The sequence below is a fragment of the Corynebacterium sp. HMSC074E01 genome (assembly GCF_001808885.1).
In the GTDB taxonomy this organism is placed as follows: Bacteria; Actinomycetota; Actinomycetes; order Mycobacteriales; family Mycobacteriaceae; genus Corynebacterium.
On the sequence record NZ_KV794853.1, the window covers coordinates 1 to 24,460 of the forward strand.

Annotated in this window: 36 protein-coding genes; 24 read left to right on the forward strand and 12 right to left on the reverse strand. The window is 61.9% G+C overall.

Annotated elements, in window-relative coordinates:
• Nucleotides 1–97: 97 nt before the first annotated feature.
• The 6 genes from HMPREF2537_RS08450 to HMPREF2537_RS08475 are packed head-to-tail and all read right to left on the reverse strand — an operon-like array spanning nt 98 to nt 3,134.
• The gene (locus HMPREF2537_RS08450; RefSeq protein ID WP_070527770.1) at nt 98–664 is read right to left on the reverse strand and encodes an Asp23/Gls24 family envelope stress response protein; all 567 of its coding nucleotides are present in this window, start codon (nt 662–664) and stop codon (nt 98–100) included.
• Nucleotides 657–1,235, reverse strand: a complete 579-nt coding sequence (locus tag HMPREF2537_RS08455; RefSeq protein ID WP_070527773.1) for a DUF6286 domain-containing protein — start codon at nt 1,233–1,235, stop codon at nt 657–659. Before HMPREF2537_RS08455 ends, HMPREF2537_RS08450 begins: the two co-directional genes overlap by 8 nt.
• Nucleotides 1,228–2,115, reverse strand: coding sequence for an Asp23/Gls24 family envelope stress response protein (locus tag HMPREF2537_RS08460; protein ID WP_246818773.1), 888 nt, complete (start codon nt 2,113–2,115; stop codon nt 1,228–1,230). Before HMPREF2537_RS08460 ends, HMPREF2537_RS08455 begins: the two co-directional genes overlap by 8 nt.
• Nucleotides 2,115–2,309 (reverse strand): hypothetical protein, encoded by a 195-nt coding sequence (locus tag HMPREF2537_RS08465; RefSeq protein ID WP_010189668.1) that lies wholly within the window; start codon nt 2,307–2,309, stop codon nt 2,115–2,117. Before HMPREF2537_RS08465 ends, HMPREF2537_RS08460 begins: the two co-directional genes overlap by 1 nt.
• A gap of 32 nt (nt 2,310–2,341) precedes the next feature.
• Nucleotides 2,342–2,647, reverse strand: a complete 306-nt coding sequence (locus HMPREF2537_RS08470) for a hypothetical protein (protein ID WP_070527776.1) — start codon at nt 2,645–2,647, stop codon at nt 2,342–2,344.
• A 1-nt stretch (nt 2,648) separates the two neighbouring features.
• Entirely contained in the window at nt 2,649–3,134 is a 486-nt protein-coding gene (locus HMPREF2537_RS08475) for an Asp23/Gls24 family envelope stress response protein (protein WP_070527779.1), read from the reverse strand.
• Between the two features lie 648 nt (nt 3,135–3,782).
• On the opposite strand from HMPREF2537_RS08475, the gene rpsJ reads away from it, so the two are divergent.
• From rpsJ to HMPREF2537_RS08535, 12 genes are all read left to right on the forward strand, one after another.
• Nucleotides 3,783–4,088 carry a 30S ribosomal protein S10 gene (gene rpsJ, locus HMPREF2537_RS08480; RefSeq protein ID WP_003848085.1) on the forward strand — a complete coding sequence of 102 codons (306 nt, stop codon included), beginning with the start codon at nt 3,783–3,785 and terminating at the stop codon, nt 4,086–4,088.
• A gap of 35 nt (nt 4,089–4,123) precedes the next feature.
• Nucleotides 4,124–4,780, forward strand: coding sequence for a 50S ribosomal protein L3 (gene rplC / locus HMPREF2537_RS08485; protein WP_070521756.1), 657 nt, complete (start codon nt 4,124–4,126; stop codon nt 4,778–4,780).
• Nucleotides 4,777–5,439 (forward strand): 50S ribosomal protein L4, encoded by a 663-nt coding sequence (rplD, locus tag HMPREF2537_RS08490; protein WP_010189650.1) that lies wholly within the window; start codon nt 4,777–4,779, stop codon nt 5,437–5,439. Before rplC ends, rplD begins: the two co-directional genes overlap by 4 nt.
• Nucleotides 5,439–5,741 carry a 50S ribosomal protein L23 gene (gene rplW / locus HMPREF2537_RS08495; protein ID WP_046648478.1) on the forward strand — a complete coding sequence of 101 codons (303 nt, stop codon included), beginning with the start codon at nt 5,439–5,441 and terminating at the stop codon, nt 5,739–5,741. Before rplD ends, rplW begins: the two co-directional genes overlap by 1 nt.
• 35 nt (nt 5,742–5,776) lie before the next feature.
• Nucleotides 5,777–6,613, forward strand: coding sequence for a 50S ribosomal protein L2 (gene rplB, locus HMPREF2537_RS08500; RefSeq protein WP_010189648.1), 837 nt, complete (start codon nt 5,777–5,779; stop codon nt 6,611–6,613).
• A gap of 13 nt (nt 6,614–6,626) precedes the next feature.
• On the forward strand, nt 6,627–6,905 hold the full coding sequence (gene rpsS, locus HMPREF2537_RS08505) for a 30S ribosomal protein S19 (protein WP_010189646.1): 279 nt from the start codon (nt 6,627–6,629) through the stop codon (nt 6,903–6,905).
• A 3-nt stretch (nt 6,906–6,908) separates the two neighbouring features.
• Nucleotides 6,909–7,271 carry a 50S ribosomal protein L22 gene (rplV, locus tag HMPREF2537_RS08510; RefSeq protein WP_010189645.1) on the forward strand — a complete coding sequence of 121 codons (363 nt, stop codon included), beginning with the start codon at nt 6,909–6,911 and terminating at the stop codon, nt 7,269–7,271.
• A complete protein-coding gene (gene rpsC / locus HMPREF2537_RS08515) occupies nt 7,271–8,017 on the forward strand; it encodes a 30S ribosomal protein S3 (protein WP_010189644.1) in 747 nt (248 codons plus the stop codon). The genes rplV and rpsC overlap by 1 nt, the downstream gene beginning before the upstream one ends.
• Nucleotides 8,018–8,020: 3 nt before the next feature.
• A complete protein-coding gene (gene rplP / locus HMPREF2537_RS08520) occupies nt 8,021–8,437 on the forward strand; it encodes a 50S ribosomal protein L16 (RefSeq protein WP_070527782.1) in 417 nt (138 codons plus the stop codon).
• Nucleotides 8,437–8,667 carry a 50S ribosomal protein L29 gene (gene rpmC / locus HMPREF2537_RS08525; protein ID WP_010189642.1) on the forward strand — a complete coding sequence of 77 codons (231 nt, stop codon included), beginning with the start codon at nt 8,437–8,439 and terminating at the stop codon, nt 8,665–8,667. The genes rplP and rpmC overlap by 1 nt, the downstream gene beginning before the upstream one ends.
• A 2-nt stretch (nt 8,668–8,669) precedes the next feature.
• Nucleotides 8,670–8,951: a 30S ribosomal protein S17 gene (rpsQ, locus tag HMPREF2537_RS08530; RefSeq protein ID WP_010189641.1), complete on the forward strand. Its 282-nt coding sequence runs from the start codon at nt 8,670–8,672 to the stop codon at nt 8,949–8,951.
• A gap of 189 nt (nt 8,952–9,140) precedes the next feature.
• Nucleotides 9,141–9,851, forward strand: coding sequence for a hypothetical protein (locus tag HMPREF2537_RS08535; RefSeq protein ID WP_070527785.1), 711 nt, complete (start codon nt 9,141–9,143; stop codon nt 9,849–9,851).
• Nucleotides 9,852–9,902: 51 nt separating this feature from the next.
• Here HMPREF2537_RS08535 and HMPREF2537_RS08540 read toward each other — a convergent pair whose 3' ends face one another.
• Nucleotides 9,903–10,295, reverse strand: coding sequence for a hypothetical protein (locus tag HMPREF2537_RS08540; protein ID WP_070527789.1), 393 nt, complete (start codon nt 10,293–10,295; stop codon nt 9,903–9,905).
• The gene (locus tag HMPREF2537_RS08545) at nt 10,292–11,161 is read right to left on the reverse strand and encodes a carbohydrate kinase family protein (protein WP_070528181.1); all 870 of its coding nucleotides are present in this window, start codon (nt 11,159–11,161) and stop codon (nt 10,292–10,294) included. The genes HMPREF2537_RS08540 and HMPREF2537_RS08545 overlap by 4 nt, the downstream gene beginning before the upstream one ends.
• Nucleotides 11,162–11,182: 21 nt before the next feature.
• Here HMPREF2537_RS08545 and HMPREF2537_RS08550 point away from each other — a divergent pair, with 21 nt between their 5' ends.
• From HMPREF2537_RS08550 to HMPREF2537_RS08575, 6 genes are all read left to right on the forward strand, one after another.
• Nucleotides 11,183–12,508 carry a glycoside hydrolase family 32 protein gene (locus tag HMPREF2537_RS08550; protein ID WP_070527792.1) on the forward strand — a complete coding sequence of 442 codons (1,326 nt, stop codon included), beginning with the start codon at nt 11,183–11,185 and terminating at the stop codon, nt 12,506–12,508.
• A gap of 112 nt (nt 12,509–12,620) precedes the next feature.
• Nucleotides 12,621–14,627, forward strand: coding sequence for a sucrose-specific PTS transporter subunit IIBC (locus tag HMPREF2537_RS08555; RefSeq protein WP_070527795.1), 2,007 nt, complete (start codon nt 12,621–12,623; stop codon nt 14,625–14,627).
• Between the two features lie 409 nt (nt 14,628–15,036).
• Nucleotides 15,037–15,405: a 50S ribosomal protein L14 gene (rplN, locus tag HMPREF2537_RS08560; protein WP_070527799.1), complete on the forward strand. Its 369-nt coding sequence runs from the start codon at nt 15,037–15,039 to the stop codon at nt 15,403–15,405.
• A gap of 4 nt (nt 15,406–15,409) precedes the next feature.
• Nucleotides 15,410–15,724, forward strand: a complete 315-nt coding sequence (gene rplX / locus HMPREF2537_RS08565; protein ID WP_005527724.1) for a 50S ribosomal protein L24 — start codon at nt 15,410–15,412, stop codon at nt 15,722–15,724.
• A 1-nt stretch (nt 15,725) separates the two neighbouring features.
• On the forward strand, nt 15,726–16,277 hold the full coding sequence (gene rplE, locus HMPREF2537_RS08570; RefSeq protein WP_010189579.1) for a 50S ribosomal protein L5: 552 nt from the start codon (nt 15,726–15,728) through the stop codon (nt 16,275–16,277).
• 184 nt (nt 16,278–16,461) lie between these two features.
• Nucleotides 16,462–17,247, forward strand: coding sequence for a formate/nitrite transporter family protein (locus tag HMPREF2537_RS08575; RefSeq protein ID WP_070527801.1), 786 nt, complete (start codon nt 16,462–16,464; stop codon nt 17,245–17,247).
• Here HMPREF2537_RS08575 and fdhD read toward each other — a convergent pair.
• Entirely contained in the window at nt 17,216–18,067 is an 852-nt protein-coding gene (gene fdhD, locus HMPREF2537_RS08580) for a formate dehydrogenase accessory sulfurtransferase FdhD (protein WP_070527805.1), read from the reverse strand. The two genes, HMPREF2537_RS08575 and fdhD, sit on opposite strands and share 32 nt — an antisense overlap.
• Nucleotides 18,064–18,312: a DUF6457 domain-containing protein gene (locus HMPREF2537_RS08585; RefSeq protein WP_070527809.1), complete on the reverse strand. Its 249-nt coding sequence runs from the start codon at nt 18,310–18,312 to the stop codon at nt 18,064–18,066. The genes fdhD and HMPREF2537_RS08585 overlap by 4 nt, the downstream gene beginning before the upstream one ends.
• 311 nt (nt 18,313–18,623) lie before the next feature.
• Here HMPREF2537_RS08585 and rpsH point away from each other — a divergent pair, with 311 nt between their 5' ends.
• Genes rpsH through rplO form a run of 6 tightly spaced genes read left to right on the forward strand, consistent with a single transcriptional unit; the run spans nt 18,624 to nt 21,272 of the window.
• Complete coding sequence (gene rpsH / locus HMPREF2537_RS08590) at nt 18,624–19,007, forward strand: 30S ribosomal protein S8 (RefSeq protein ID WP_070527811.1); 384 nt, start codon at nt 18,624–18,626, stop codon at nt 19,005–19,007.
• Between the two features lie 14 nt (nt 19,008–19,021).
• Nucleotides 19,022–19,558: a 50S ribosomal protein L6 gene (rplF, locus tag HMPREF2537_RS08595; RefSeq protein WP_070527814.1), complete on the forward strand. Its 537-nt coding sequence runs from the start codon at nt 19,022–19,024 to the stop codon at nt 19,556–19,558.
• 3 nt (nt 19,559–19,561) lie between these two features.
• Nucleotides 19,562–19,963, forward strand: coding sequence for a 50S ribosomal protein L18 (rplR, locus tag HMPREF2537_RS08600; RefSeq protein WP_046648465.1), 402 nt, complete (start codon nt 19,562–19,564; stop codon nt 19,961–19,963).
• A 40-nt stretch (nt 19,964–20,003) separates the two neighbouring features.
• The gene (gene rpsE, locus HMPREF2537_RS08605) at nt 20,004–20,630 is read left to right on the forward strand and encodes a 30S ribosomal protein S5 (protein WP_010189568.1); all 627 of its coding nucleotides are present in this window, start codon (nt 20,004–20,006) and stop codon (nt 20,628–20,630) included.
• 3 nt (nt 20,631–20,633) lie between these two features.
• Nucleotides 20,634–20,819, forward strand: a complete 186-nt coding sequence (rpmD, locus tag HMPREF2537_RS08610) for a 50S ribosomal protein L30 (RefSeq protein WP_010189565.1) — start codon at nt 20,634–20,636, stop codon at nt 20,817–20,819.
• Nucleotides 20,820–20,822: 3 nt separating this feature from the next.
• A complete protein-coding gene (gene rplO, locus HMPREF2537_RS08615; protein ID WP_070527817.1) occupies nt 20,823–21,272 on the forward strand; it encodes a 50S ribosomal protein L15 in 450 nt (149 codons plus the stop codon).
• Nucleotides 21,273–21,555: 283 nt separating this feature from the next.
• Here the strand turns inward: rplO and HMPREF2537_RS08620 are convergent, their stop codons facing one another.
• Both HMPREF2537_RS08620 and HMPREF2537_RS08625 read right to left on the reverse strand, forming a co-directional pair.
• Nucleotides 21,556–23,037: an FAD-binding oxidoreductase gene (locus HMPREF2537_RS08620; RefSeq protein ID WP_070527820.1), complete on the reverse strand. Its 1,482-nt coding sequence runs from the start codon at nt 23,035–23,037 to the stop codon at nt 21,556–21,558.
• Nucleotides 23,038–23,054: 17 nt separating this feature from the next.
• Nucleotides 23,055–24,362 (reverse strand): class I SAM-dependent methyltransferase, encoded by a 1,308-nt coding sequence (locus HMPREF2537_RS08625; protein ID WP_070527823.1) that lies wholly within the window; start codon nt 24,360–24,362, stop codon nt 23,055–23,057.
• Between the last annotated feature and the right edge of the window lie 98 nt (nt 24,363–24,460).

Sequence of the window (24,460 nt, forward strand, 5' to 3'; positions counted from 1 at the left end):
ATCCCCCATGGGCACAGAGACTAAAACAGCACCCGCAACCCCGCAACCGGAAGAATAAACAGCCAGCTCAGCGGCGGCCACTGAGCAGTAAAGAATCCTATGCGACCGCGTTGCGGACCTTCGTGAAATGAACCTTGTACCGCGTATCAACATCCACGTCCGGGAAGGCCGCGCGGAAATCACGGTCATTGACTTCAATGGCATCCTTGATGCGCAGCAGTGGGGTATCGGGATCCGCCAGTACCTCATACTGCAGCGTCGGCCGCGAGCGGTCATAAGCCACCAACCGCGCGACCTTCTCCACGCCCTCGACCTCACCGAGCGTATCCGCTACCGCCCCCGCAATCGCGGACATCTCCGTCTTAATCGCGCCCTCCTCATTCGACTCCTCCGAGGGCACCGAGTTAAACCGATGGTGCCGCAGGTTGCTAATCACGAGCCACAGGCCGGTGAGGGCACAGATGATCGTCGCCAAGCCCAGCGCAAAGGGCCACCAGGACTGCTCTGGCAATCCAGCCCACGTGTCGTGGTCCACCCACGTGGCCAAGTACGTTGCGAAGGGCACGTCGAAGTGAATGAGAATCGGCCACACGCCCAAAGCTATGAGCAGGATTCCTAACACCGCAAGTATCGCGCGGTCCACACCCGCAAGCGTCTTAGACATTGGCGATATCCTCCTGTTCATTCTCAATCACCACGGTAACCTCCGGAGCCGGAGTGATGGCCGCCAGCGCCGCCGTCACCGCTTCAGACACGCGCTCCTTGAGCTGCGCATCATCAGCATCGCCCGTGGCCGTCACCGTAATACGGGAGCGCTCCTTAGTAATCTTCGCCCGACTCCGCGCCGCCGTGGTCCCCGGCACCCGACGCGCTGTTGCCGACGCCACCCGCGCAATATCCACCGCGCGCAGCCACATCGACGCATCCTCGGAGCCAATCCGCACGTGCGTTGTCTTCCGCGGAGCACACGCCGCCCACAACAGAATCAGCCCGACGACGATCGCCACGCCCCCGGCCACGAGCATCCATGTGTGAATCTCCGGCGAGGACATCACGTCGATGAACGGCTGCAGCCACGAGGTTCCGCCCTCATTGGCACCAATCACCCAGGCCTCACGCCCCACGACCACGGCGGCCGCGAGCAGCAAGATGCCCACGATGATGGTCCAGCCGCGTGCCGGCGGGGAGGCTTTCGGGCGTTGGCCAAAGCCAGCGGGCAGCGACTTCTCACTCATGATGGCCTCCTTCGCGGATGGTGATGGCGCGCAGCGGCACCGGACGCGGGACGTCTATCCGGCGGGTGAATTCGGCCGAGGGCCGAATCGTAATCGGGCGAAGCTGAAGCGGCGTGGCATGCGGGACGCGTAGGGGAGCAGCGGGCGGAAGCTCCACGCCGCGCGGCTCAACCGGGCGGGGTGCTTCGACGTGGCGCAGCGCGAACTCCCGTGGCGCCGGCACCGAGCGAACCTGCACCGGCGCGGGCTCGGTAACCGCGCGCAGCGGCTGCGGTTCGGCCGTGTGAATGGGGCGCAGCTCCTCGTAGCGATTCTCGCCAGGGCCGAAACCTTCCGTGCGTACCTTAACGTCCGCAGGCTTGCCGACGCCCCTCACCCGCACCGCCTCCGGCACACTCACCCCGCGCACCGGGACCGGCACAGGGGTTGACACCTGACGCACCGCGGCGTGCTGACTCACGTCCACCGGCTTCAAGGCACGCTCCGGAACAATCGCCGGAATCTGCGCCGACAGCGGCGTGCGTGTCTCAACAGCCAGCGCGGTTGTGCGCTCGCCTGGGACCGCGCCGCCCACCGTCACGTTGACGCGAGTGGTGCGAAAGCCCGTGAAATCGCGGACAGCCTCCTGGATTGCTGCGCGCACCGCCTTCGCAACCTCGGTGACGGGGGAGGGCCAGTAGACAGCAATGTCGACATCGACCGCCACCATCTGCGTATCCGGATCCATTTGCGCCATCACGCGCGGGAAGGCGCGGCCGGCGAGGCCGGCTAACTTGGCGTCGACAGCCGCGGTTCCCGGCACGCTCGCGATGGCGGAGCTAATGACCTTCTCCATCGCGCGCAGGGAAAAGCGGGTGCGGCCGTGCTTGGCGGTGCTCACTAGCCTCGGCCTCTATCCTGGCCGACCACGCCCTTCCACACCGCGGTGAGGTCAATGCGGCCGTCGAAATGCGCGCCGATGACGCCGCCCACCGCGGCGAGGAGCACCGCGAGCGCGACGTACCACACGCCGAGGTAGATGAAAAAGGCCAGAACCAAGCCAGCGATCACGCCGAGGGAGGTGTAGTTCTTCATGGTTTTCCTTTAGTTCTGTATGTCGGTTCCTTCTAGACCGCGTCGTCGAAGACCACGTCGACGCGGCGCACCGCGGGCCAGGTGGTGCGGACGGTGGTGCGGGTGACGTCGCCAAGCTCGGCGAGTGGAACACCTGCGCTGACATCAACGACGATGTGCAGCTCCAGGTGCGTGTCATCTTGCGGGTTAGGGCGGCGGATGCCGTGCACGCGCTCACCAGGAAAGAGCAGTGCGACCTCCCCGAACCGGCCGGGCGAGAGCTTGGCGACGCCCCTTAGATCCGTCACCGCCGCCGCTATGGACGTGGCAATGGGGAGGGTGAGCTCAGCAGAGGTCACGTTATGCCTGGCCCTGGGTAACCGCCGGGGCTGCCTCGGTGGACTCGTCTTCTTCGCGCGGCAGCTTGACGTCGTGGACGACGACGTCAACGCGGTCGACGGACAGGCCGGTCATGCGCTCGACCGCATTCATGATGTTGCGGCGAATAGCCTCGGCAAGTTCGTGGATGGCCACGCCGTACTCGGCGATGATGGCGATCTCGATGGAGGCGGTGCCGTTATTGACCTCGACGCTGACACCCTGGCGGACGTCCTCGGAGGCACCGAAGGACTCGCGGATGGAGCCCATCATGCGGGCGCCACCGCCGCCGAGGGCAGCGACACCGGAGACCTCACGGGCGGCGATGCCGGCAATTTTAGAGACGACAACGTCATCAATACGGGTGGTGCCGAAATCGGTCTCCAGGTTCTTGTTGCGCTCCGGGGTGGTGTCGGCAGCCGTGGCGGTCTGCTCGGCGACGTCCTTGGGGGTGGTGTTTTCAGCCATGATGGATCCCTCTCACTGTGTAGTTGATTTATGTCGGTATCTACGTCACGAGCTTAACCGCGAACGCGGAGCGCGGGGCGGCGGGGAGCTGATCCTTGGCCAAAACGTGATGTTACCCACTGTTTCTTCATAAGTTTGGAAAACGCGAGGTTACGTGCTTAAATACAGGGGTTGCTTTAACACAGCGACGTAGCCGCAGGCTCCAGCTTGTAGGGCGTTGTTGCTGGTAAGGCGAACATGACACCTTTGTTGTGGGGCTCTTCTAGAACCGCACGCGAAGGTCATCCGATCGGGCTAGGTCCGCGCTTGAGCAGAGACAATCCCGAGAAGATGGACCGGAGAAGGGGCATGGCAAATAAACAGCGGCAGTATATGAATAAGACTTTGGTTGCGGATCATTGAGATCTAACGCCCCAGTCTTCTTCCTATTTACTTTGACTACGGGTCTTGTACCCCGTCACGAGCACTGCACTCTGGGCTTTTGCCTTAAGTCACTCTCGTGGTCGTCATGACAGTCAGACAACTGGCGTTGAGCCATGGCTTCCAGCCCGGACAACGTTATAGAGAAATCGAGAAGCAATTTCCCACCGCTTCACGCCCCGGATACGCCGGGAATGTGAAAGTGGGGAAGCGAGGAAGAGGATAAGCGTGGCGGGACAAAAAATCCGCATTCGGCTGAAGGCCTACGACCACGAGGCCATCGACGCTTCTGCTAAGAAGATCGTCGAGACCGTTACCCGTACGGGTGCTCGTGTTGTCGGCCCGGTGCCGCTCCCAACCGAGAAGAACGTATACGCCGTTATTCGTTCTCCGCACAAGTACAAGGACTCTCGCGAGCACTTCGAGATGCGCACTCACAAGCGCCTCATCGACATTCTCGACCCGACCCCGAAGACCGTTGACGCCCTCATGCGCATCGACCTTCCGGCAAGCGTCGACGTGAATATCCAGTAAGCGATCGACACAACGTATTTGGTGGAGAACAAACAATGAGTGAAAACGAGATCAAGGGAATTCTGGGCACCAAGCTCGGCATGACCCAGGTCTTCGACGAGGAGAACCGCGTTGTGCCGGTGACCGTCGTCGAGGCTGGCCCGTGCGTGGTTACCCAGATCCGTACCAAGGAAACCGATGGCTACAACGCCATCCAGATTGCCTTCGGCGAGAAGGACCCGCGCAAGGCCAACAAGCCGGCCGCTGGTCACTTCAAGAAGGCTGGCGTGACCCCGCGCCGTTACGTCGCTGAGATCCGCATGGACGATACCTCTGCATACGAGGTCGGCCAGGAGGTCAAGGTGGACATCTTCGAGGGCGTTACCTTCGTTGACGTCACCGGCACCACCAAGGGTCACGGCTACGCTGGCGCCATGAAGCGCCACGGCTTCGCAGGCCAGGGCGCTGCCCACGGTAACCAGGCTGCTCACCGCCGCGTTGGTGGCATTGGTGGCGCTTCGTTCCCGGGCCGCGTCTTCAAGGGTAAGCGCATGGCTGGCCGCATGGGCCAGGACCGCGTGACCACCCAGAACCTGAAGATTCAGAAGATTGATGCCGAGTCCAACCTGCTGCTCATCAAGGGTGCTATCCCGGGTGCGCGCGGTGGCCTCGTCACCGTTAAGACCGCAGTGAAGGGCGGTGCACACGCATGAGCAACCTCAAGCTAGACGTCCAGACCGCTGACGGTAAGACCAACGGCACCGTTGAGTTGCCGGCCGAGCTCTTTGACACCGAGGCATCCATTGCTCTGATGCACCAGGTTGTCAACGCACAGCTCGCTGCTGCTCGTCAGGGTACCCACAAGACCAAGACTCGCGGCGAGGTCCGCGGCGGTGGTCGCAAGCCGTTCCGCCAGAAGGGCACCGGCCGCGCCCGCCAGGGCTCCATCCGTGCGCCGCACTACACCGGTGGTGGCACCGTGCACGGCCCGGTCCCGCGTGACTACTCCCAGCGCACCCCGAAGCGCATGATCAAGGCTGCTCTCTACGGCGCACTGTCTGACCGTGCACGTAACGAGCGCATCCACGTCATCGAGGAGCTCGTCCCGGGCCAGACCCCGTCCACCAAGCAGGCCAAGGCTTTCATCGAGCGCCTCACCGACCGCAAGAATGTTCTTCTGGTCATCGGCCGCGAGGACATCAATGCTCGCCGCAGCGCCAACAACCTGCCGAACGTCCAGATCCTGGACGCCGGCCAGCTGAACACCTACGACGTCCTCTACTCGGATGACGTTGTGTTCTCCGTTGAGGCTCTGCACACCTTCGTCGAGCGCGCTACCGGCGCCGCCGAGGAAGCTAAGGAGGAGAAGTAATGGCTAAGCTCGCTAACCCGCGCGACGTCATCATCGCACCGGTTGTGTCCGAGAAGTCCTACGGCCTGATGGAGCAGAACGTCTACACGTTCTACGTCTCCACGGACTCCAACAAGACCCAGATTAAAGATGCCGTCGAGCAGATCTTCGGCGTGAAGGTTGCTTCCGTGAACACCGTGAACCGTGCAGGCAAGCGCAAGCGCACCCGCACCGGCTTCGGTCAGCGTAAGTCCACCAAGCGCGCCTACGTGACGCTCCGTGAAGGCAGCGACTCCATCGACGTCTTCGGCGCAGGCGCTTAAGCCCCACCGAAGAGCCGAAAGGAAAAGGAAGAATTATGGCTATTCGTAAGTACAAGCCGACAACTCCGGGTCGCCGCGCATCCTCCGTGTCCGAGTTCGAGGAAATCACTCGCTCGACCCCGGAGAAGTCCCTGCTGCGCCCGCTGAGCAAGACTGGTGGTCGTAACAACTACGGCCGCATCACCACCCGCCACATCGGCGGTGGCCACAAGCGCCGTTACCGTCTGATCGACTTCCGTCGTACCGACAAGGACGGCATCCCTGCAAAGGTTGCTCACATCGAGTACGACCCGAACCGTACCGCTAACATCGCTCTGCTGCACTACGCAGACGGCGAGAAGCGCTACATCATCGCCCCGAAGGGCCTGAAGCAGGGCACCATCGTTGAGGCTGGTCCGAACGCAGATATCAAGGTTGGCAACAACCTGCCGCTGCGCAATATCCCGACTGGTACCACCATCCACGCTGTGGAGCTCAAGCCGGGCGCTGGCGCTAAGCTGGCCCGCTCCGCTGGTGCTTCCATCCAGCTGCTGGGTAAGGAAGGCAAGTACGCCATCCTGCGTATGCCGTCCTCCGAGATCCGTCGCGTCGACATCCGTTGCCGCGCCACCGTCGGTGAGGTTGGCAACGCCGACCAGATGAACATCCGCTGGGGCAAGGCCGGCCGTATGCGCTGGAAGGGCGTCCGCCCGACCGTCCGCGGTGTCGTTATGAACCCGGTTGACCACCCGCACGGTGGTGGTGAGGGTAAGACCTCGGGTGGTCGCCACCCGGTGTCGCCGTGGGGCCACAAGGAAGGCCGCACCCGCAACCCGAACCGTTACTCGAACAACATGATCGTGCGCCGTCGTCGCCCGAACAAGAAGCGCTAAGAGGAGGTAAACAATGCCACGCAGCCTTAAGAAGGGCCCGTTCGTCGATGAGCACCTCCTCAACAAGGTTGATGCTCAGAACGAGGCCGGCACCAAGCAGGTCATTAAGACCTGGTCTCGCCGTTCCACCATCCTGCCCGACTTCATCGGTCACACCTTCGCCGTCCACGACGGCCGCAAGCATGTGCCGGTGTTCGTTGAGGACTCCATGGTTGGTCACAAGCTCGGTGAGTTCGCACCCACCAAGACCTTTAAGGGTCACGTCAAGGACGACAAGAAGGGACGTCGATAAGCGATGAGTGACACCATCACCTCCGCATCCGCAACGGCTCGCTACGTCCGCGTTACCCCGATGAAGGCACGCCGCGTCATCGACCTGGTCCGCGGTAAGTCCGTAGCCGAGGCACTTGCAATCCTGAAGTACGCTCCGCAGGGCGCCGCTGAGCCGGTTGCCAAGGTTGTTGCATCCGCAGCTGCCAACGCTGAGAACAACTTCGGCCTGGATCCGCGCACCCTGGTCATCTCCGAGGCTTATGCCAACGAGGGTCCGACCATGCGTCGTTTCCAGCCGCGCGCACAGGGCCGCGCATTCATGATTCGTAAGCGCACCAGCCACATCACCGTGGTTGTCGAGAGCCAGAAGGAAGGGGCCAAGTAATGGGCCAGAAGATCCATCCTCACGGCCTACGTTTGGGCATCACTTCCGACTGGAAGACCCACTGGTACGCCGATAAGGACTACGCAAACTACGTAGCCGAAGACATCAAGATCCGCGAGTACCTGGAGAAGGGCCTCGACCGCGCCGGCATCGCCGACGTCGTCATCGAGCGCACCCGCGACCGCGTCCGCGTGGACATTCACACCGCCCGCCCGGGCATCGTGATTGGCCGCCGCGGCGCTGAGGCTGACCGTATCCGCCGCGAGCTGGAGAAGCTCACCGGCAAGATGGTTGCTCTCAACATCCTCGAGGTCAAGCAGGTCGACGCCAACGCAACCCTGGTTGCACAGTCTGTCGCTGAGCAGCTGGTTAACCGCGTGGCTTTCCGCCGCGCAATGCGCAAGGCCATCCAGTCCGCTATGCGCCAGCCGCAGGTCAAGGGTATTAAGATCCTCCTGTCTGGTCGCCTGGGCGGTGCTGAGATGTCCCGCACCGAGCGCTACCACGAGGGTCGCGTTCCGCTGCACACCCTTCGCGCCGAAATCGATTACGGCACCGCAGAGGCCCACACCACCTTCGGCCGCATCGGCATCAAGGTGTGGATCTACAAGGGTGACGTTGTCGGTGGCGTCCGCGAGTCCGAACTGAACGCTCCGGCGCAGGGCCGTGGCCGCGGTGACCGCAACGGTCGTCCGCGTCGTGGTGGCCAGCGTCGCCAGCGCGCACAGCAGAAGCAGGAGGGCTAATCCATGCTGATTCCTAAGCGCGTCAAGTACCGTCGCCAGCACCGCCCGAACCGCTCGGGTGTGTCCAAGGGCGGTAACCGCATCAACTTCGGTGACTACGCCATCCAGGCTCTCGAGCCGGCGTACATCACCAACCGCCAGATTGAGGCCGCACGTATTGCCATCAACCGCCACGTCAAGCGTGGTGGCAAGGTGTGGATCAACATCTTCCCGGACCGTCCGCTGACCCAGAAGCCGCTCGGCGTGCGTATGGGTTCCGGTAAGGGTCCCGTCGAGAAGTGGGTTGCCAACGTTAAGCCGGGCCGCATCCTCTTCGAGATGACCTACCCGAACGAAGCTACCGCCATCGAGGCTCTGCGCCGCGCCGGCCAGAAGCTTCCGTGCAAGGTCCGCATCATCAAGAAGGAGGACCAGTTCTAATGGCTACCGGTACCCCCGCCCACGAGTTCCGTGAGCTCGACAACGCTGAGCTGGAAAACCGCCTGAAGGATGCGAAGGAAGAGCTCTTCAACCTTCGTTTCCAGAAGGCCACCGGCCAGCTGACCAACAACCGCCGCATCGGCACGGTTAAGCGCGACATCGCCCGCATCTACACCGTTCTGCGCGAGCGTGAGCTGGGCCTGTCCGTTGCTCCGGGAGCTGAGGCTTAATCATGAGTGAGGCAAACGTGAACACTAAGAAGGAAAAGGGCGCTCGCAAGACCCGCACCGGCATCGTTGTCTCCGACAAGATGAATAAGACCATCGTTGTCGAGCTCGAGGACCGCAAGCAGCACGCCCTCTACGGCAAGATTATGCGCACTAACAAGAAGGTTAAGGCGCACGACGAGAACGAGACCGCCGGCATCGGCGACCGCGTTCTCATCGCCGAGACTCGCCCGCTGTCCAAGGACAAGCACTTCCGTCTCGTCGAGATCGTTGAGAAGGCTAAGTAAAATCTAGCTCTCCTCGATAGCAGTGGCCCCCACGGTGACCGTGGGGGCCATTTTTCATGCGCTCTTCGCTCCCACATCCGACACGCTACAGACAACAGCCTGACAGGGGAGCGGTCTCCAGGTATGCGGATTAAGCTGCGGGAACGTGTTAGGGTAAGGCCGTTCATCTCTTGAAAGGTCATTCTCCTTATGTCCGCGTTCTCTCGTTCTTTGCTAACCCTTGCCTGCGCTTCCTCCATGGCAGCCCTCGTCGGTTGTGCCGCGGAGGAGACTGCCCCCGTTGCTGCCGACGCCCCGGCTGTGGAATCTGCCGCGGACGTTTCAACTACGCAGGCCGAACCGGAATCGGACGCGCAGCCGCAGCCGAGCACTGAAGCTGCCGGGCCCAACCCGACGCTGCCAGCGGGCTATAGACCTGGGGCTGCTGATTCAGGCCCGAAGCCATCCCATGCACAAGACGCAGCTAAAGACGGCGCAGGGAACTCCGCCGCCAGCGGCATCGAAAAGTGCGTGTATCGGAAGGATCGCGTCCGCGGCGAGGGCAATCCTGCCGATGTCCCCTCCACCGTCTCGGGCACGGTGTACAAGGCTGAGGCAGGCGATCTCGACGGCGGTGAGCCAGGCATTGTCTTGCCCGAATACGCGTCGGAAGAGGTCTGGGTCTTGGCCTTAGACGCGCCCACCACGCTGAGTGGCTTCAAGAGCGGCAGCCCGAAACGCGAGACGATAACCTACGCGGGCAAGGAATGCATTGGGCTCCTTGAAAAGGGCGCGTGGGCGGGCTACGAAGGCAAGCACGTCACACTGCCCTTTGAACCCGACCGCGGCTGGTGGCAAAGCGATGTGAGTGTTCCGATGGGTGGGCTGCGCGTGGATTATACTCCCGACGAGGTCCAATAGCGCGGCGCAGCCGTTAGAGCCGCAACACTTCAGCATGAGGCGGCCGAGTAGCTAGCGCTCACCCCGGTGCGTCAACGCGATAGCGAGGCAAAACGCACTGAGCACCGCACCTACTGCGAGAAGGAAGGTGCCGATGCGATAGGGCATAGCGCTGACCAAGTCGATGGTGTTGTAGATCCGCAGCCACACCAGCCAGCCGCTGATGAGTGCAACGCCCCCAACAGCAGAAAGCGCGCGCAAACCGCGGGTGGGGCGCTGGGAGGGGGAGAAGGCGTGGTAGGAGGCGTCGACAAGCGCGAGTGCGGAAAGCAATACCGAGGCCCACGCCGCCAGCGGCACCGGTAGTAGTGCCGCGCTACCGAAGAGCACCGGCAGGATAAAGGCCACGCCCACCAGTACGAAAAGTAGGCCGTGCAGTATGCCGGCGCGCAGGGGGTATTTCATAAGCGTTCCTCCACCTCAGAGAACGTGGGCGACTGCGCGCCCGTGCGGGAGACCGTCATGGCTGCGGCCGTCGCCGCAAAGTGCAGGATCTCCCGCCACTCCTCGGCGCCCAAAGCGTTGATATCCCGCTCCACCAATTGGCTGAGCAGCGCGGCCATCACCGTGTCACCGGCGCCGATGGTGTCCGCTACCTCTACCGTGACCGGCGGGACCTGCACCGATACCGAATCTGTGCGCACACTGAGCCCCTCCGCGCCGCGCGCGGTTACGACCACAGGCACCTGTGTCAGCGCGTCTTCACCCAGGAACTCAACTTCTTCCTTGCTGAGTTTCAGCAGCGTGACGTGCGGCAGCAGCGATAGCAAGAATTCGCGATGTTCCGGCGTGGCGAAGAAGGGGCGAATGTTGGGATCCAACGCCACCTTGGTGCCCTTCGCGGCGAGCTCCTTCAGCAGCGCGGCATAACGGGAAGCACCGGGCTCTAGGGCCAAGGAGACGGTGCCGAAGCAGGTCCAGGGGACGTCGGCAAGCACAGGCTCTACCAGGCGGTCCGCCGTGCCCTCCGTGTAGAAGGAATAGGTGGCCGAGCCGTCCTCGCCGATGTTGCAGACCGCCAGCGTCGTGGGTTCCTCGCCCCGCTGCACGAGCGAGGTATCCACGCCCTCCTCACTAAGGCGCTCCATGAGCGCTTGCCCGAAAGCATCCCGCGAGAGCCGAGACTGAAATCCCACGCTAGCGCCCAAACGCCCCGCCGCAACCGCCACGTTGAAGGGACCGCCGCCCAACGCCGGTGTTAAGTCCGCCAGCTGCCCGTGCTCCCGCGGAACGAGGTCAACGAGGCCTTCGCCACACACCATAATGTCCATGGAACCCATACTATCGAGAGCATGAACTACCGTCCGCTTTTCCACCTCTCTCCGCCCTCCGGCCGCCTCAATGACCCCAACGGAGTTTTCATCGACGGCGACAACCTGCACGTTTATTATCAGCACGACCCCTGCTTCCCGCACGCAGCGAAGCAGACGGGCTGGGGACATGCCGTGGCTTCCTTGAGCGAGGCGAAGCCGTGGCGGCACTACCCGGACGCGCTGTACCCCATCCGTGAGCACGACGCCCACGGTTGCTACTCGGGCGGTGCGGTGGTCGACGGTGAAGATGTCTGGCTGTTTTATACCGGCAACCTGAAGCGCGACGGCGCGCGGATTCCCTCGCAGAACCGCGTCCGTGCCGTAGATGCGGGTGGTCCAGAAGGCGGCGTGTACGAGCACGATCCCGCGAACCCACTCATCAATGGGCCCGCGGAGGGCTTCACGGGGCATTACCGCGATCCCCAGATCGCCCGTGACAAGGACGGCTGGCGCATGGTGCTCGGCGCCCAGGCGGAGGATGAAACGGGGCACGTGGTGCTCTACCGTTCTAAGGATCTGGCGCAGTGGTCCTTCCAAGGTGCGCTCACCTTTGACACCTCGGGCGCTGAGCCGGGCCTGAGCCCCGACCTGGTGCCGGGCGGCTACATGTGGGAATGTCCCAACCTCGTCACTATGCGTGACCGCGCGACGGGGGAGGACAAGGACGTCCTGGTCATCTGCCCGCAAGGTCTTGAGCCTGCGCTTGCCGACGACACCACGCACTACGCCTCCTCCGATCAGTGCGGCTACCTCGTGGGCCGTCTGGAGGGCACGGTCTTCCACGTGGAGCGAGGTTTTAGCGAGCTGGACTATGGCCACCAGTTTTATGCGCCACAGCTGGTGGAAAAGGATGGCGAGGCCATCATGCTCGGGTGGATGGGGTTGCCCGCGCAGGATGACACCCCGACGGTTGCCCAGGGCTGGGTCCACACGCTGACCCTGCCGCGGCGCGTGTGGCTGGAGGATGGCTGGTTGCGCCAGGCGCCGTTGTGGTCCCTTCCTTCAGTGCCCGCGGAGTCGGCGCGAGAGGGGTTCGGTTCGGTAGCCACGCTGACGGCCGGTGAGGGGACGTACGTGCTTGTCGACGACTCCGGGGCCGAGGCCTTCCGCGTCACTTACGGCGGGAGAGAGTTGCGGCTGAGCTCTGGTGAGGATGAGCGCGTCGTGCCGTGCCCGGCGGGTTCTGTGGAGCTCATCGCGGATGGCTGCGCGGTGGAGGTCTTCGCGGGCGATGGGCGGATTGCGGGGGCGTCGGCAGTCTTTGGCGCCAGCGATGCTCGTTGGAACGGCTGGGAGGCCCGTTAGGGTGTGAACTCTCCTATATTTGCGCCCGATTACTTGGCTTTATGTTGGGCAGCGTGTCTAATAAGAGGTGACGCTATTTAGTTCATCTCACTCTCCGAGGAGGCACGCCGGAATGGATCACTCACAGGTTGCGGCGCGAATACTCTCAGCCATCGGCGGCGAGGACAACATCGTGGCGCTGGCGCACTGCGCCACCCGCCTGCGCATGGTGCTGAAAGACAGCAAGAAGGTCGACAAGGCCGCGCTGGAAAACGATCCGGATCTCAAGGGTATCTTTGAGGCCGGCGGCATGTTCCAGGTCATCGTCGGCCCGGGCGATGTCAACATCGTCTTTGACCAGCTCAACAAAATAACCACCAAGGACATCGCGGTCTCCACCGACAAGCTCAAGGACATTGCCGCGGATTCCGGCAACTGGTTCTCCCGCGCGGTGAAGGTCCTCGCGGATATCTTCGTGCCGCTCATCCCGATTCTGGTCGGCGGCGGTCTGCTCATGGCGCTCAACAACGTGCTGACCGTCAACGGCCTGTTCGGTGAGCAGTCCGTTATTGAGATGTTCCCGGCTATGGCCGATGTTGCCGGGCTTATTAACCTCTTGGCCTCCGCGCCGTTTGCGTTCTTGCCTATTTTGGTGGGCTTTACTGCCACCAAACGCTTCGGTGGTAACGAGTTCCTCGGCGCCGGCATGGCCATGGCCATGGTGATGCCGGACCTGGTCAATGGTTACCAGGTGGCCGCGACCATCGAGGCAGGGGAGATGACCTACTGGAACATCTTCGGCCTCGACGTGGCCCAAGCCGGCTACCAAGGTTCCATCCTGCCGATTCTGGTCATTGCCTGGATTCTTGCCACGATAGAGAAATTCCTGCACAAGCACCTCAAGGGCACGGTGGACTTCCTGCTTACCCCGCTGCTGACGTTGCTGGTGACGGGCTTTATCACCTTTATTGCGGTGGGCCCGGTGCTGCGTACCGCTGGCGACATGCTGGGTGCTGGCCTGAATGACCTCTACACCTTCGCCGGCCCGGTGGGCGGCTTCATCTTTGGTCTGTTCTACTCGCCCATTGTGATCACGGGCCTGCACCAATCCTTCCCGCCGATCGAGACCATGCTGTGGAACGAGGGCGGCTCCTTCATCTTCGCGGTGGCTTCCGTGGCCAATATTGCCCAGGGCGGTGTGGCCCTGGCGGTTTACTTCCTTGCCCGTTCTGAGAAGCTCAAGGGCCTGTCCGGTGCTTCGGGTGTCTCCGCACTCTTCGGTATTACCGAGCCCGCCATCTTCGGTGTGAACCTGCGACTGCGCTGGCCGTTCTACATCGGCATGGGTGCCTCCGCGATTGCCGCGACGCTCATTGCGCTTTTCGACGTCAAAGCAACCGCCCTCGGCGCCGCCGGCTTCATCGGCTTCGTCTCCATGCGTCCTGAGGATTACACGCAGTTCTTCATCTGCGCTTTTACCTCTTTGATCCTCGCTTTCGGCGTGGCCTTTGGTTATGGCCGCTACCTGATTGCCAAGAATGGTTCCATCGACCCCGATGAGGCCGGTGCTGCCGGCACTGGCGTAGGTGGGGCGGTGCCTGCCGCCACCGCCGACCCGAACGCCTTCCGCGTGGCCTCCCCGCTGGCTGGAAAAGCTATTGCCTTGGAATCGGTCTCGGACCCGATGTTTGCCGCCGGCAAGCTGGGCGCGGGCGCGGCCGTCGAGCCGACCGAGGGGCGCCTCGTCTCCCCGATTGACGGCAAGGTGACCGTCACCTTCCCCTCCAAGCATGCTTATGCCGTGCGCGGCAAGGATGCCGACGGCAACAACGTGGACATCCTCATGCACATCGGCTTCGATACCGTGAACCTGAAGGGCGAGCACTTCACCTCGCACGTGTCTAAGGGCGATGAGGTGAAGGCCGGCGAGCTTCTCTGTGAGTTCGACATCGAGGCCATCAAGGCGGCCGACTACCCGGTGACCACGCCGGTCGTCGTGTCCAACTCGAAGAAGACGGGCCCGGTCTTGCCGGCCTTTGCCACGGGCGAGGAGATCTCCTTCGGCGAGGCACTTCTCACCGTGGACCCGAAACCGGAACCTGTTGATGCAGCACCTGCCGCATCAGCCTCCAAGGCCTAGGGGCGCTTCAGTGGACAAGGCCTAGGGCCCGTCCGCCGCTTCCACAAGTGCAGACCTGGAAGTGCAGACCTGCTGGTCGTCGCCAAGCACTGCGCGTGCGCTTCACGACGCCACCAGCGCCTCTGCACTTTGAGGTCTGCACATTTGGGTTTGAGGGGATGAGAAGTGTCGTGGGCCAGGGAAGTGGTGCAGCGCGCGATTTGGGGAAATGGCCAAGGTCATGCTTGAATGTATGGGTTGCATATGGCCGGTCGGTGCAGTGCGATGCGTTTCCGAATCGCCGCACCGAGACCCTTCGACCGCTGTGAACAGCGAGTTCGTCGCACAGCCTGTGCCACGTAAGCAAGTAGACCAGGTGTGTCAAGGACGGAAATCTTGACGCACGTTAATCCAGGTCAGGAGACCCATAGTGATTCAGCAAGAATCGCGTCTGCGCGTCGCCGACAACTCCGGTGCACGAGAGATTCTCGTCATCCGCGTTCTCGGCGGCTCCGTTCGACGTTTCGCTGGCATTGGTGACATCGTCGTCGCCACTGTCAAGGAAGCCATCCCGGGTGGCAACGTAAAGGAAGGCGACATCGTCAAGGCCGTCATCGTACGCGCCAAGAAGGAGACCCGTCGTCCGGACGGCTCCTACATCGCATTCGATGAAAACGCCGCAGTTATTCTCAAGGGTGACAACGAGCCGCGCGGTACTCGCATCTTCGGCCCGGTTGCTCGCGAACTTCGTGACAAGCGCTTCATGAAGATCGTTTCTCTCGCACCGGAGGTGATCTAGTCTTATGAAGATTCATAAGGGCGATATGGTGATCGTCATTTCGGGCCCGGACAAGGGCGCGAAGGGCAAGGTCATCGAGGCATACCCGAAGCGCGACAAGGTCCTCGTTGAGGGCGTCAATCGCGTCAAGAAGCACGTTGCTAACTCCGCTACCGAGCGTGGCGCCGAGTCCGGCGGAATCGTGACCCAGGAAGCTCCGATCCACGTGTCCAACGTTGCGATCGTTGACTCCGAGGGCAACCCGACCCGCGTGGGCTACCGTTTCGACGAAAACGGCAAGAAGGTCCGCATCGCACGTAGCAACGGGAAGGACATCTAACATGAGCGAGAATTACACTCCGCGTCTGAAGACCCGCTACCGCGAGGAAATCAAGAAGGCTCTGAACGAAGAGTTCAAGTACGAGAACGTGATGCAGATTCCGGGCGTCACCAAGGTTGTTGTCAACATGGGTGTGGGCGACGCTGCCCGCGACTCCAAGATGATCAACGGTGCTCTCGAGGACCTTACCGCTATCACCGGCCAGAAGCCGCAGGTGCGTCGCGCTAAGAAGTCCATCGCTAACTTCAAGCTCCGTGAGGGCATGCCCATCGGTGCGCGCGTTACCCTGCGCGGCGACCGCATGTGGGAGTTCCTGGACCGCCTGCTGACCATCGCGCTGCCGCGTATTCGCGACTTCCGCGGTCTCTCCGACCAGCAGTTCGACGGCCACGGCAACTACACCTTTGGCCTCAGCGAGCAGACCATGTTCTACGAGATCGACATCGACAAGGTGGACCGCCCGCGTGGTATGGACATCACCGTCGTGACCTCCGCTACCAACGACGAAGAGGGCCGCAAGCTCCTGCGCGAGCTCGGCTTCCCGTTCAAGTAACGTAGCGAATTCTTCCGCCTAATACATAGGTGAAGAGCATCCCCGGTACTCCGTAAGGAGGCCGGGGAATTTTGCGCTTGCACTCCTTCTCGCAACAAGACGGAGGCAGTGTTTCCTCTGAGGAATGAAGAGGCGGGGAGTAAACTACTGGCGTCCGTGAACTATCTATCCGGTGAGGTAAATGATGTCCCTGAATGACGCTGTGGCAGCTGCGGTGAAGAAGAAGGTCACGTTGCTCGATGAATTCTTCGCCCGTTTCGCCGTGCGCTCCACCCTGGCGGGCGTGTACCTCGCTATCGGCACGGCGTTTGCTGCGGTGATGGGGATGGGCGTCGAGAAGCATGCGGAAGGTCTGGGCTCGCTGGTCTTTGCATGCCTGTTCGGCTTGGGACTGTTTGCCATCGTCCTTCTTGGCGCGGAGCTGGCCACCGGCAACATGATGTACATGGTCTATGGCGCCGCAACAAAGCACGTGGGCTGGGGCAAGGCCCTGTGGCTGCTGGTGGTGACGACGCTGTTCAACCTGGTTGGTGCTGCCCTCTTTGCCGCAGCCATGGGAATGTCGGCCAAGCTGGGCGGCATCGACCCGAACCATCTCATCGCCAACCTCGCGATGGGCAAGCTCATCAAGGGCCCAGGCGGGCTGCTGGTGGAGGCTATGCTGGCCAACTTCGTGGTCAACATGGCTATCGTCGGCGCGGTCTTTGCCAAGGATGTGGTATCCAAGTTCTTCGTCATCGTGCCGATCATCGCCTGCTTTGTGGGCCTGGGGCTGGAGCACGTTATCGCCAACTTCTGCCTGATGACCCTGACCTTCTTCTGTGCCAGTCCGCTGCCTGAGGGCTTTACTCTCGGTGCGGTCCTGGCCAACTGGTCCATCGTGTGGGTGGGAAACCTCATCGGCGGCGGCTTCCTTATTGGCGGCGTGTATGCCTGGCTTAACTCTGGCCCGGAAGCGTACCGCGATTAAGTTCGCCCGAGTAGAGGTTGAAGCGGTCGCCGCGCGCGAAGCCAACCAGCGCCATGCCGGTCTCCCGGGCGGTTTCCACGGCTAGGGAGGAAGCCGCCGAAACCGCAACGAGCATGCCAAAGCCGGCCATCGCCGCTTTGTTGACCAGCTCGAAACTGGCGCGCGAACTCATGACGAGAATGAGGTCACTGGCAGGTAGCATGCCTTCCATGAGTAGGTGGCCAATGACTTTATCGGCGGCGTTGTGCCTGCCGACGTCCTCGCGCACCACGATGGGCTCGCCGTCGAGAGTAAAGGCCCCAGCGGCGTGAATGCCGCCGGTCTTGCGGAACTGTTTTTGCTCCCGCTTCAGGGTCTCGGGCAGCTTGGCGACGACCCCCGGATCCACCGGCACCTGCGGAATCTCGTAGCGGCTCTGCTTCATCAGCGCCTCGATGGAGGAAGTGCCGCACACCCCGCAGGCGGATGTGGTGGTGGTCAGGCGCAGATCAGCCAGCGTGATGGCGTGCGGGTTAGTTAGCTCGACATCCAGCAGATTATAGGGATTGCGCCCGTCCGCGGAGGCGCCCGCGCAATAGCGGGCCTCCTTGAGGTCGCTTGCGGAGCTGATATGGCCTTCCGAGTGGAGGAAACCGTGGGCCAACTCGACGTCGTGGCCCGGCGTGCGCATCGTCGTGGTCAACGTCTGCCCGCCCACGCGGATCTCCAAGGGCTCTTCGCCCGTGACGGTATCGCCGCGCGTATCGACCTGTATGACCTGCCCGTCTTCGTTGAGGCGCACCTTTGTTACGGCGAAGGTGGCGTTGACGCGACCACTCATCGGTTGAGGGCCTCCTTCAACGTGGCGATATGCGCGCGGGCTTCCTGGGGGTTTTTGGAAGCTAAGCCCACTAGGTACGCCGTCAGGGGAGCAGCGGGACGGGACTGGGTATGCGCAACGTCCTTGGTCAGATCGAGAAGTTCCTTGACCAGGGCGGTGGCCTCCTCAGGGGAGACTCCGATTAGCTCGGCGGCCTCTTCCAGCCACTGATGGGCGGTGCGGATCGGATCAGGTGTTTCGCTCATGGCTTCCTATGCTAACGCGTTTTGGAAAACTGCATGTCAGCGGGTAGGGTAATCCGACGGACTTGCATTTTTCCACTCCTGCGCCGCGAAAACAGTGCAGGAGGTGCGGAAACGTGCCAAGCCGGAAGAATTGAAAATCATCTACTTTGTTGTAGGCCCCTCGCCGTAGATAGCGGACCGTTGTCTGTATCAAAGGGTGGCGAGCGCCTCGCGGTATTGACTGCGGGGAGCGTGAGTAGCCCGAAATCACACGGAAAACGCTTTGGTGAGCATTATGGGAACCGCAACGAGAAAGGTTAAAGGTCACTCATATGACTATGACTGATCCTATTGCCGACATGCTGTCGCGCGTGCGCAACGCATCTAATGCGCACCACGACGTCGTGTCGATGCCGACCTCCAAGCTCAAGGCGAACATCGCTGAGATCTTGAAGCAGGAAGGCTACATCGCTGACTACTCCGTCGAGGGCCGCGAGCTGTCCCTCGAGCTTAAGTACAACAACCGTGAGCGTTCCCTCTCGGGTCTGCGTCGCGTGTCTAAGCCGGGTCTGCGTGTGTACGCAAAGTCCACCGAACTGCCGCAGGTTCTGGGCGGCCTGGGCGTGGCCATCATCTCCACGTCCCAGGGTCTGCTCACCGACCGTCAGGCTCAGGAGAAGGGTGTAGGCGGAGAAGTTCTCGCCTACGTCTGGTAAGGGAGGATTGACACATGTCTCGTATCGGTCTAGCACCTATCGCCGTCCCGAAGGGCGTCGAGATCACCATCAACGGCCAGGTTGTCAACGTTAAGGGTTCCAAGGGCACCCTCGAGGTTGAGCTGCCGGAGCCGATCACCGCAGCCGTCGAGGACGATGAGATCAAGGTCTCCCGTCCGGATGACGACCGCAAGAACCGCGCCCTGCACGGTCTGTCCCGCTCCCTGGTCAACAACGCCGTTGTTGGCGTGACCGAGGGCTACACCAAGAAGATGGAAATCTTCGGTGTTGGTTACCGTGTCCAGCAGAAGGGTAAGGACCTAGAGTTCTCTCTGGGTTACTCCCACCCGATCCTCATCGAGGCTCCGGAGGGCATCACCTTCGCTGTGGATGGCGCAACCAAGCTCTCCGTATCTGGTATTGACAAGCAACTGGTTGGACAGGTCGCCGCGTACATCCGCCGCCTGCGTAAGGACGATCCTTACAAGGGCAAGGGTATTCGCTACGGCGGCGAGCAAGTCCGCCGTAAGGTCGGAAAGACGGGTAAGTAAGCAATGGCTAACACTGAAAACGCAAAGCGCACCCCGGTTGGCAAGGACATTTCCTCGCGTCGTCGTGAAGCACGCGCGCGCCGCCACTTCCGCATCCGTAAGACCCTCCGCGGCACCCCTGAGGCACCGCGTCTGGTCGTTCACCGCTCCTCCCGCCACATGCACGTTCAGGTCATCGATGACCTGGCCGGCCACACCCTGGCTGCCGCTTCCTCCATGGAAGCCGACGTGCGTGCACTCGAGGGCGATAAGAAGGCCAAGGCTGCCAAGGTAGGCCAGCTCATCGCTGAGCGCGCCAAGGCCGCTGGCATCGAGCAGGTCGTCTTCGACCGTGCAGGCTACAAGTACCACGGCCGCGTTGCCGCGCTGGCCGACGCCGCTCGCGAAGGTGGTCTGCAGTTCTAATGATTAAGGCATACGGAAACATCAACGGAAGGAACGCCTAATGTCGGACCGTGAACAGCGTGACGGCGGACGCTCCGCCGAGAACAACAACGACCGCAAGGGTCGCAACAACGGCCGTCGTAACGACCGCCGCAACCACCAGGACAACGAGCGCGATAAGTACATCGAGCGCGTTGTGACCATCAACCGCGTCGCTAAGACCGTTAAGGGTGGCCGCAACATGTCCTTCACCGCTCTCGTCGTCGTTGGCGACGGCCAGGGCATGGTGGGCGTCGGCTACGGCAAGGCCAAGGAAGTCCCGGCCGCAATCCAGAAGGGTGCAGAAGAGGCTCGCAAGAACTTCTTCCGCGTCCCGATGATTGCTGGCACCATTACCCACCCGGTTGAGGGTCGCGACGCCGCTGGCATCGTCATGATGAAGCCGGCCGCTCCGGGTACCGGTGTCATCGCCGGCGGTGCTGCTCGTCCGGTGCTTGAGTGCGCTGGTGTGCAGGACATTCTGTCGAAGTCCCTGGGCTCCGACAACGCTCTCAACGTCGTCCGCGCTACCGTGGACGGCCTCAAGCAGCTGGTTCGCCCGGAGGAAGTTGCCGCACGTCGTGGCAAGTCCCTCGAGGAGGTCGCACCGGCCCAGATGCTGCGCAAGCGCGCAGGTCAGGAGGCATAAGCAATGGCTCTGAAGATTACTCAGGTAAAGGGCCTTGTGGGCACCAAGCCGAACCACCGCGCAAACATGGAGTCGCTTGGTCTCAAGCGCATCGGTCACTCTGTTGTGAAGCAGGACACCCCGATCATCCGCGGTATGGTTCACAAGGTGCGTCACCTGGTCACCGTCGAAGAAGTGGCAGGGGAGTAAACCATGGCTGATATCATCAAGCTCCACGACCTGCGCCCGGCCGCAGGCTCCAACAAGCCCAAGACCCGCGTCGGCCGCGGTGAGGCATCCAAGGGTAAGACCGCTGGTCGCGGTACCAAGGGCACCGGTGCTCGTAAGCAGGTTTCCGCTGCTTTCGAGGGTGGCCAGATGCCGATCCACATGCGTCTGCCGAAGCTCAAGGGCTTCAAGAACCCGAACCATGTTGAGTACCAGGTAGTCAACGTTGCTGACCTCGCAGAGGCTTTCGCTAACGGTGGCGACGTCACCGTTGCGGGCATCGTTGCTGCTGGCCTGGTTCGCAAGAACCAGCCGGTCAAGGTTCTGGGCAACGGTGAGATCAACGTTAAGTTGAACGTCACCGCTGACAAGTTCTCCAAGTCTGCTGTTGAGAAGATCGAGGCTGCTGGCGGCACCGCCACCGCAACCAAGTAATTCTCTCCAGGCTCTGTGAGAGCCATCGCCCTCCCGTGGCGCTACTTCCGAGTGGCCTTCGGGAGGGCTTTTGGTGTTTTCGGGGCACTCCAGCAGGCCGCAAAAGGCATTAGTACCTTTTGAGGAGCACCTTATGGTCCGATTGTTATGTGTTGACCTGGGAGTTTTCGCGGGGAGGGCCGCAAATGGCATCTCTCAAAAGGTACTAATGCCTTTTGAGAGGAACCTTATGGCACGAAGTTTATGCGGCTGAGGTGCAGGTGCAGTTTCGGTTGTGGGAATGTTAGGCGTCGTTGACCGTCTTTTCATAGAGGCCGGGGAAGCGGCCATCCGGATCGGTGACGGCCTTGATGCGGTCTGGTAGGTCACCGCCGTAGAGTTCGGCAAATTGCTCGGGGGAGTAGAAGGCTTCCGAGTACAACGACTTATGCCCGCCGAGTTCGCTGACTTTCGCCTCGATGACGCGGTTGAAGGCGCCGTTGCCCGGGGCGGAGGGATCGATGTGATTTCCCTCTACGCCTGACCAAAAGCCCACGTTGACCCAGGTCTGGCCCGGGCGCAGCGGGTACAGCGGCCACGGGGCCGGGGAATCAGCGGCCAGCGTGCCCGTACCAACGAGGTCTTCGACGCCCTCGCGCAACCGAATCGGGCACAGCCACACCGGCTGGATATCGGAGGCCGCAAAGAACCAGTCCAAGAACTCCGGCAAGTTCTCCGGGGTGACCTCGATGTCCTGCACCACGCGCTCACCCCGCGGCAGGCCCTTCGGCTTCTTGATGAAGTTGTACTCCAGCTCGTATTTCCGGTCCAGGCGCACGAGCTTCCAGTAGAAGGAACTGCGCCGCAGCTGCCGCGGCCACACCTTGCGCACCCGCGGATTCTGCGCGCCGAAGGCTCGCGAGCACCAGAACCAGTCAGTATCCCAGCGCCAGATGTAATCGCGCACCGTGAGGCGGTCGCGGCGGATACCGCGGGCGTGCTGGAGGCTGCGGTAGAAAATCTCCTCCCTCGTGTAGTCGGAGGTTGGGCCCTCCTCCTCCGTGAAACGGGCCATGACCAGGTAGGATTCCTCCGGAGAGAAGACCACGCCATCTAGGCCGTGGACATCGAGGCCGTCATAGGAGTGGGTGCGGGAGACGTCGTCAAGCGTGCGTGCCAAGGACTCAAAGTCGTGGAAGCGCACCTCCCTCAGCTCCACGTAAGGCTTCACCGCGCGCAGCTCAATCTTGAGGCGCACCGCATAGCCCAAGGAACCGTAGGAGTTGGGGAAGAGGCGGAAGAGATCGACGTTCTCCTCACGTGAGCACGTGAGAATCTCGCCAGTACCGGTGAGGATGTCCATCTCCAGCACGGATTCGTGCGGCAATCCATCGCGGAAGCTCGTGGACTCCACGCCCATGCCCGTCACAGCGCCGCCCAGCGTAATGGTCTTGAGCTGCGGCACCACGAAGGGCATCAGGCCGTGCGGCAAGGTGGCGTCGACAAGGTCCTCGTAGGTACACATGCCCTGGACCTCGGCGGTCTGCGCAATCGGATCGACCTCAATGACCCCACTCAGACCGGACACGTCGAGCCCCACCTGCTCGCCGCTGCGCCCGCGGAAAAGATTCGAGGTTTTCTTCGCCAGACGTACGCGCTTATCCTTCGGCACCGCGCGGAAGCTACGCAGGAGCTTATCGACGCCTTGCCTGTGCGCCTTCCCGCCCACCAGCGGGATCTCCACGGCATCGACGCTGTGGTGATTGCGAATGAGATCAGTCAACATAGAATTCCTTTAAGTCTTTAGAAGCGCGAATCTTCCCACCAGCGGCGCTCGGGCACGCCGGAACGAGAACCGGCCTCACCCAGCTTGACTCCCAAGAAGTGGTACAGGTTGATGATGTTGTGCTCGAAGCCCCACTCGGATCCGGCCATATAGATGGCCCACAGGCGCGCGGTGGGCAGGCCCACCAGAGAGCAGGCCTCCTCCCACGTCTCCTTAAGGTTTTCGCACCAATCGTGCAGAGTGCGCATGTAGTCGAAGCGTAGGGATTCCGTGTGGACAACTTCGAAGCCGGCGTCCTGCATGCACTTCGTAATGGTGCCGGAGCCGGAGAGCTCACCGTCGGGGAAGATATAGCGGTCGATGAAGCCGCCCTTCGGGGTCTTGTGATTATCCGGGTAGGTGATGCAGTGGTTGAGCATCAATCCGCCCGGCTTAAGTTTGCCGTTGAGGAAGCTAAAGAAGTCCGGGTAGTTCTTGACGCCAATGTGCTCGAGTAGCCCGATGGCGGAGATGGCGTCGAAGCCTTCCTCGGTGACGTCGCGATAGTCCAGGAAGCGGATTTCCGCGAGGTCCTCGAGACCCTCCTCCTTGATCTTGGCCTGGCCCCACTCAGCCTGCTCCTTGGAGAGGGTTACGCCGAGGGACTTCACACCGCGCTTGGCGGCGTAGCGCACCATGCCGCCCCAGCCGCAGCCGACGTCCAGGTGGCGGTCACCCTCCTTGAGCCGCAACTTGTCGAAGATGAGGCGATACTTGTTTTCCTGGGCCTCATCCAGCGTGGCGTCGGGGGAGGGGTAGTAGGCGCAGGTATACGTCATCGAGTCACCGAGAAAAAGCTCGTAGAAGTCATTGCCCACGTCGTAGTGATCGGAGATGACGTCCGCGTCGCGCTCCTTGGAGTGCTTGGACAATCCTTCGTGCAGCTTGCGGCGCAGCCAAGACGCGCGCTCGACCTCGGGGACCGGCTGGATCTGAAAGGCTCCCATCGAAGCCAAAGAGCGGGCTACCCGGGCCAGCGTCATGGCATCGGGGCGGGAGAACTTGTCATACATCGCGTGCAAAGCGTCGAAGATGCCATAAGGATGCGCAGGGTGCTCGCCTTCGACGGTGATGCCATCGGTGACATAGGCGCGGGCAAATCCGACGTCCCCTGGGTGAGTAGCGATATAAGCCAAGCCTTGGAGGTTATTGATCTTGACGGTGAACTGTGCATCAACCGGGCCAGTGGAGGAGCCGTCGAAAGCCTCCCAGCGGAAGGGGTTGGGGCTGGGGATGAAAGTATCGATAATCTCGGCCACAGTCATCGGGGTAAATCGCTTACTCATAAAATTACATACTTCTTTCGGTTCATCGTCTGGCTGATAAAGAACGTCCATACTCCGAGACGTCCCGGGCGTCGCGGGGGAGGTCGAAAAGACGCAGA

Bases quoted from the DNA above. Each gene is read 5' to 3' on its own strand.
- HMPREF2537_RS08450 (WP_070527770.1), bottom strand. From the start codon at position 664: ATGTCTAAGACGCTTGCGGGTGTGGACCGCGCGATACTTGCGGTGTTA.
- HMPREF2537_RS08455 (WP_070527773.1), bottom strand. From the start codon at position 1,235: ATGAGTGAGAAGTCGCTGCCCGCTGGCTTTGGCCAACGCCCGAAAGCC.
- HMPREF2537_RS08465 (WP_010189668.1), bottom strand. From the start codon at position 2,309: ATGAAGAACTACACCTCCCTCGGCGTGATCGCTGGCTTGGTTCTGGCC.
- HMPREF2537_RS08475 (WP_070527779.1), bottom strand. From the start codon at position 3,134: ATGGCTGAAAACACCACCCCCAAGGACGTCGCCGAGCAGACCGCCACG.
- rplC (WP_070521756.1), top strand. From the start codon at position 4,124: ATGAGTGAAAACGAGATCAAGGGAATTCTGGGCACCAAGCTCGGCATG.
- rplD (WP_010189650.1), top strand. From the start codon at position 4,777: ATGAGCAACCTCAAGCTAGACGTCCAGACCGCTGACGGTAAGACCAAC.
- rplW (WP_046648478.1), top strand. From the start codon at position 5,439: ATGGCTAAGCTCGCTAACCCGCGCGACGTCATCATCGCACCGGTTGTG.
- rplB (WP_010189648.1), top strand. From the start codon at position 5,777: ATGGCTATTCGTAAGTACAAGCCGACAACTCCGGGTCGCCGCGCATCC.
- rpsS (WP_010189646.1), top strand. From the start codon at position 6,627: ATGCCACGCAGCCTTAAGAAGGGCCCGTTCGTCGATGAGCACCTCCTC.
- rplV (WP_010189645.1), top strand. From the start codon at position 6,909: ATGAGTGACACCATCACCTCCGCATCCGCAACGGCTCGCTACGTCCGC.
- rpsC (WP_010189644.1), top strand. From the start codon at position 7,271: ATGGGCCAGAAGATCCATCCTCACGGCCTACGTTTGGGCATCACTTCC.
- rplP (WP_070527782.1), top strand. From the start codon at position 8,021: ATGCTGATTCCTAAGCGCGTCAAGTACCGTCGCCAGCACCGCCCGAAC.
- rpmC (WP_010189642.1), top strand. From the start codon at position 8,437: ATGGCTACCGGTACCCCCGCCCACGAGTTCCGTGAGCTCGACAACGCT.
- rpsQ (WP_010189641.1), top strand. From the start codon at position 8,670: ATGAGTGAGGCAAACGTGAACACTAAGAAGGAAAAGGGCGCTCGCAAG.
- HMPREF2537_RS08535 (WP_070527785.1), top strand. From the start codon at position 9,141: ATGTCCGCGTTCTCTCGTTCTTTGCTAACCCTTGCCTGCGCTTCCTCC.
- HMPREF2537_RS08540 (WP_070527789.1), bottom strand. From the start codon at position 10,295: ATGAAATACCCCCTGCGCGCCGGCATACTGCACGGCCTACTTTTCGTA.
- HMPREF2537_RS08545 (WP_070528181.1), bottom strand. From the start codon at position 11,161: ATGGACATTATGGTGTGTGGCGAAGGCCTCGTTGACCTCGTTCCGCGG.
- HMPREF2537_RS08550 (WP_070527792.1), top strand. From the start codon at position 11,183: ATGAACTACCGTCCGCTTTTCCACCTCTCTCCGCCCTCCGGCCGCCTC.
- HMPREF2537_RS08555 (WP_070527795.1), top strand. From the start codon at position 12,621: ATGGATCACTCACAGGTTGCGGCGCGAATACTCTCAGCCATCGGCGGC.
- rplX (WP_005527724.1), top strand. From the start codon at position 15,410: ATGAAGATTCATAAGGGCGATATGGTGATCGTCATTTCGGGCCCGGAC.
- rplE (WP_010189579.1), top strand. From the start codon at position 15,726: ATGAGCGAGAATTACACTCCGCGTCTGAAGACCCGCTACCGCGAGGAA.
- HMPREF2537_RS08575 (WP_070527801.1), top strand. From the start codon at position 16,462: ATGTCCCTGAATGACGCTGTGGCAGCTGCGGTGAAGAAGAAGGTCACG.
- fdhD (WP_070527805.1), bottom strand. From the start codon at position 18,067: ATGAGTGGTCGCGTCAACGCCACCTTCGCCGTAACAAAGGTGCGCCTC.
- HMPREF2537_RS08585 (WP_070527809.1), bottom strand. From the start codon at position 18,312: ATGAGCGAAACACCTGATCCGATCCGCACCGCCCATCAGTGGCTGGAA.
- rpsH (WP_070527811.1), top strand. From the start codon at position 18,624: ATGACTATGACTGATCCTATTGCCGACATGCTGTCGCGCGTGCGCAAC.
- rplF (WP_070527814.1), top strand. From the start codon at position 19,022: ATGTCTCGTATCGGTCTAGCACCTATCGCCGTCCCGAAGGGCGTCGAG.
- rplR (WP_046648465.1), top strand. From the start codon at position 19,562: ATGGCTAACACTGAAAACGCAAAGCGCACCCCGGTTGGCAAGGACATT.
- rpsE (WP_010189568.1), top strand. From the start codon at position 20,004: ATGTCGGACCGTGAACAGCGTGACGGCGGACGCTCCGCCGAGAACAAC.
- rpmD (WP_010189565.1), top strand. From the start codon at position 20,634: ATGGCTCTGAAGATTACTCAGGTAAAGGGCCTTGTGGGCACCAAGCCG.
- rplO (WP_070527817.1), top strand. From the start codon at position 20,823: ATGGCTGATATCATCAAGCTCCACGACCTGCGCCCGGCCGCAGGCTCC.
- HMPREF2537_RS08620 (WP_070527820.1), bottom strand. From the start codon at position 23,037: ATGTTGACTGATCTCATTCGCAATCACCACAGCGTCGATGCCGTGGAG.
- HMPREF2537_RS08625 (WP_070527823.1), bottom strand. From the start codon at position 24,362: ATGAGTAAGCGATTTACCCCGATGACTGTGGCCGAGATTATCGATACT.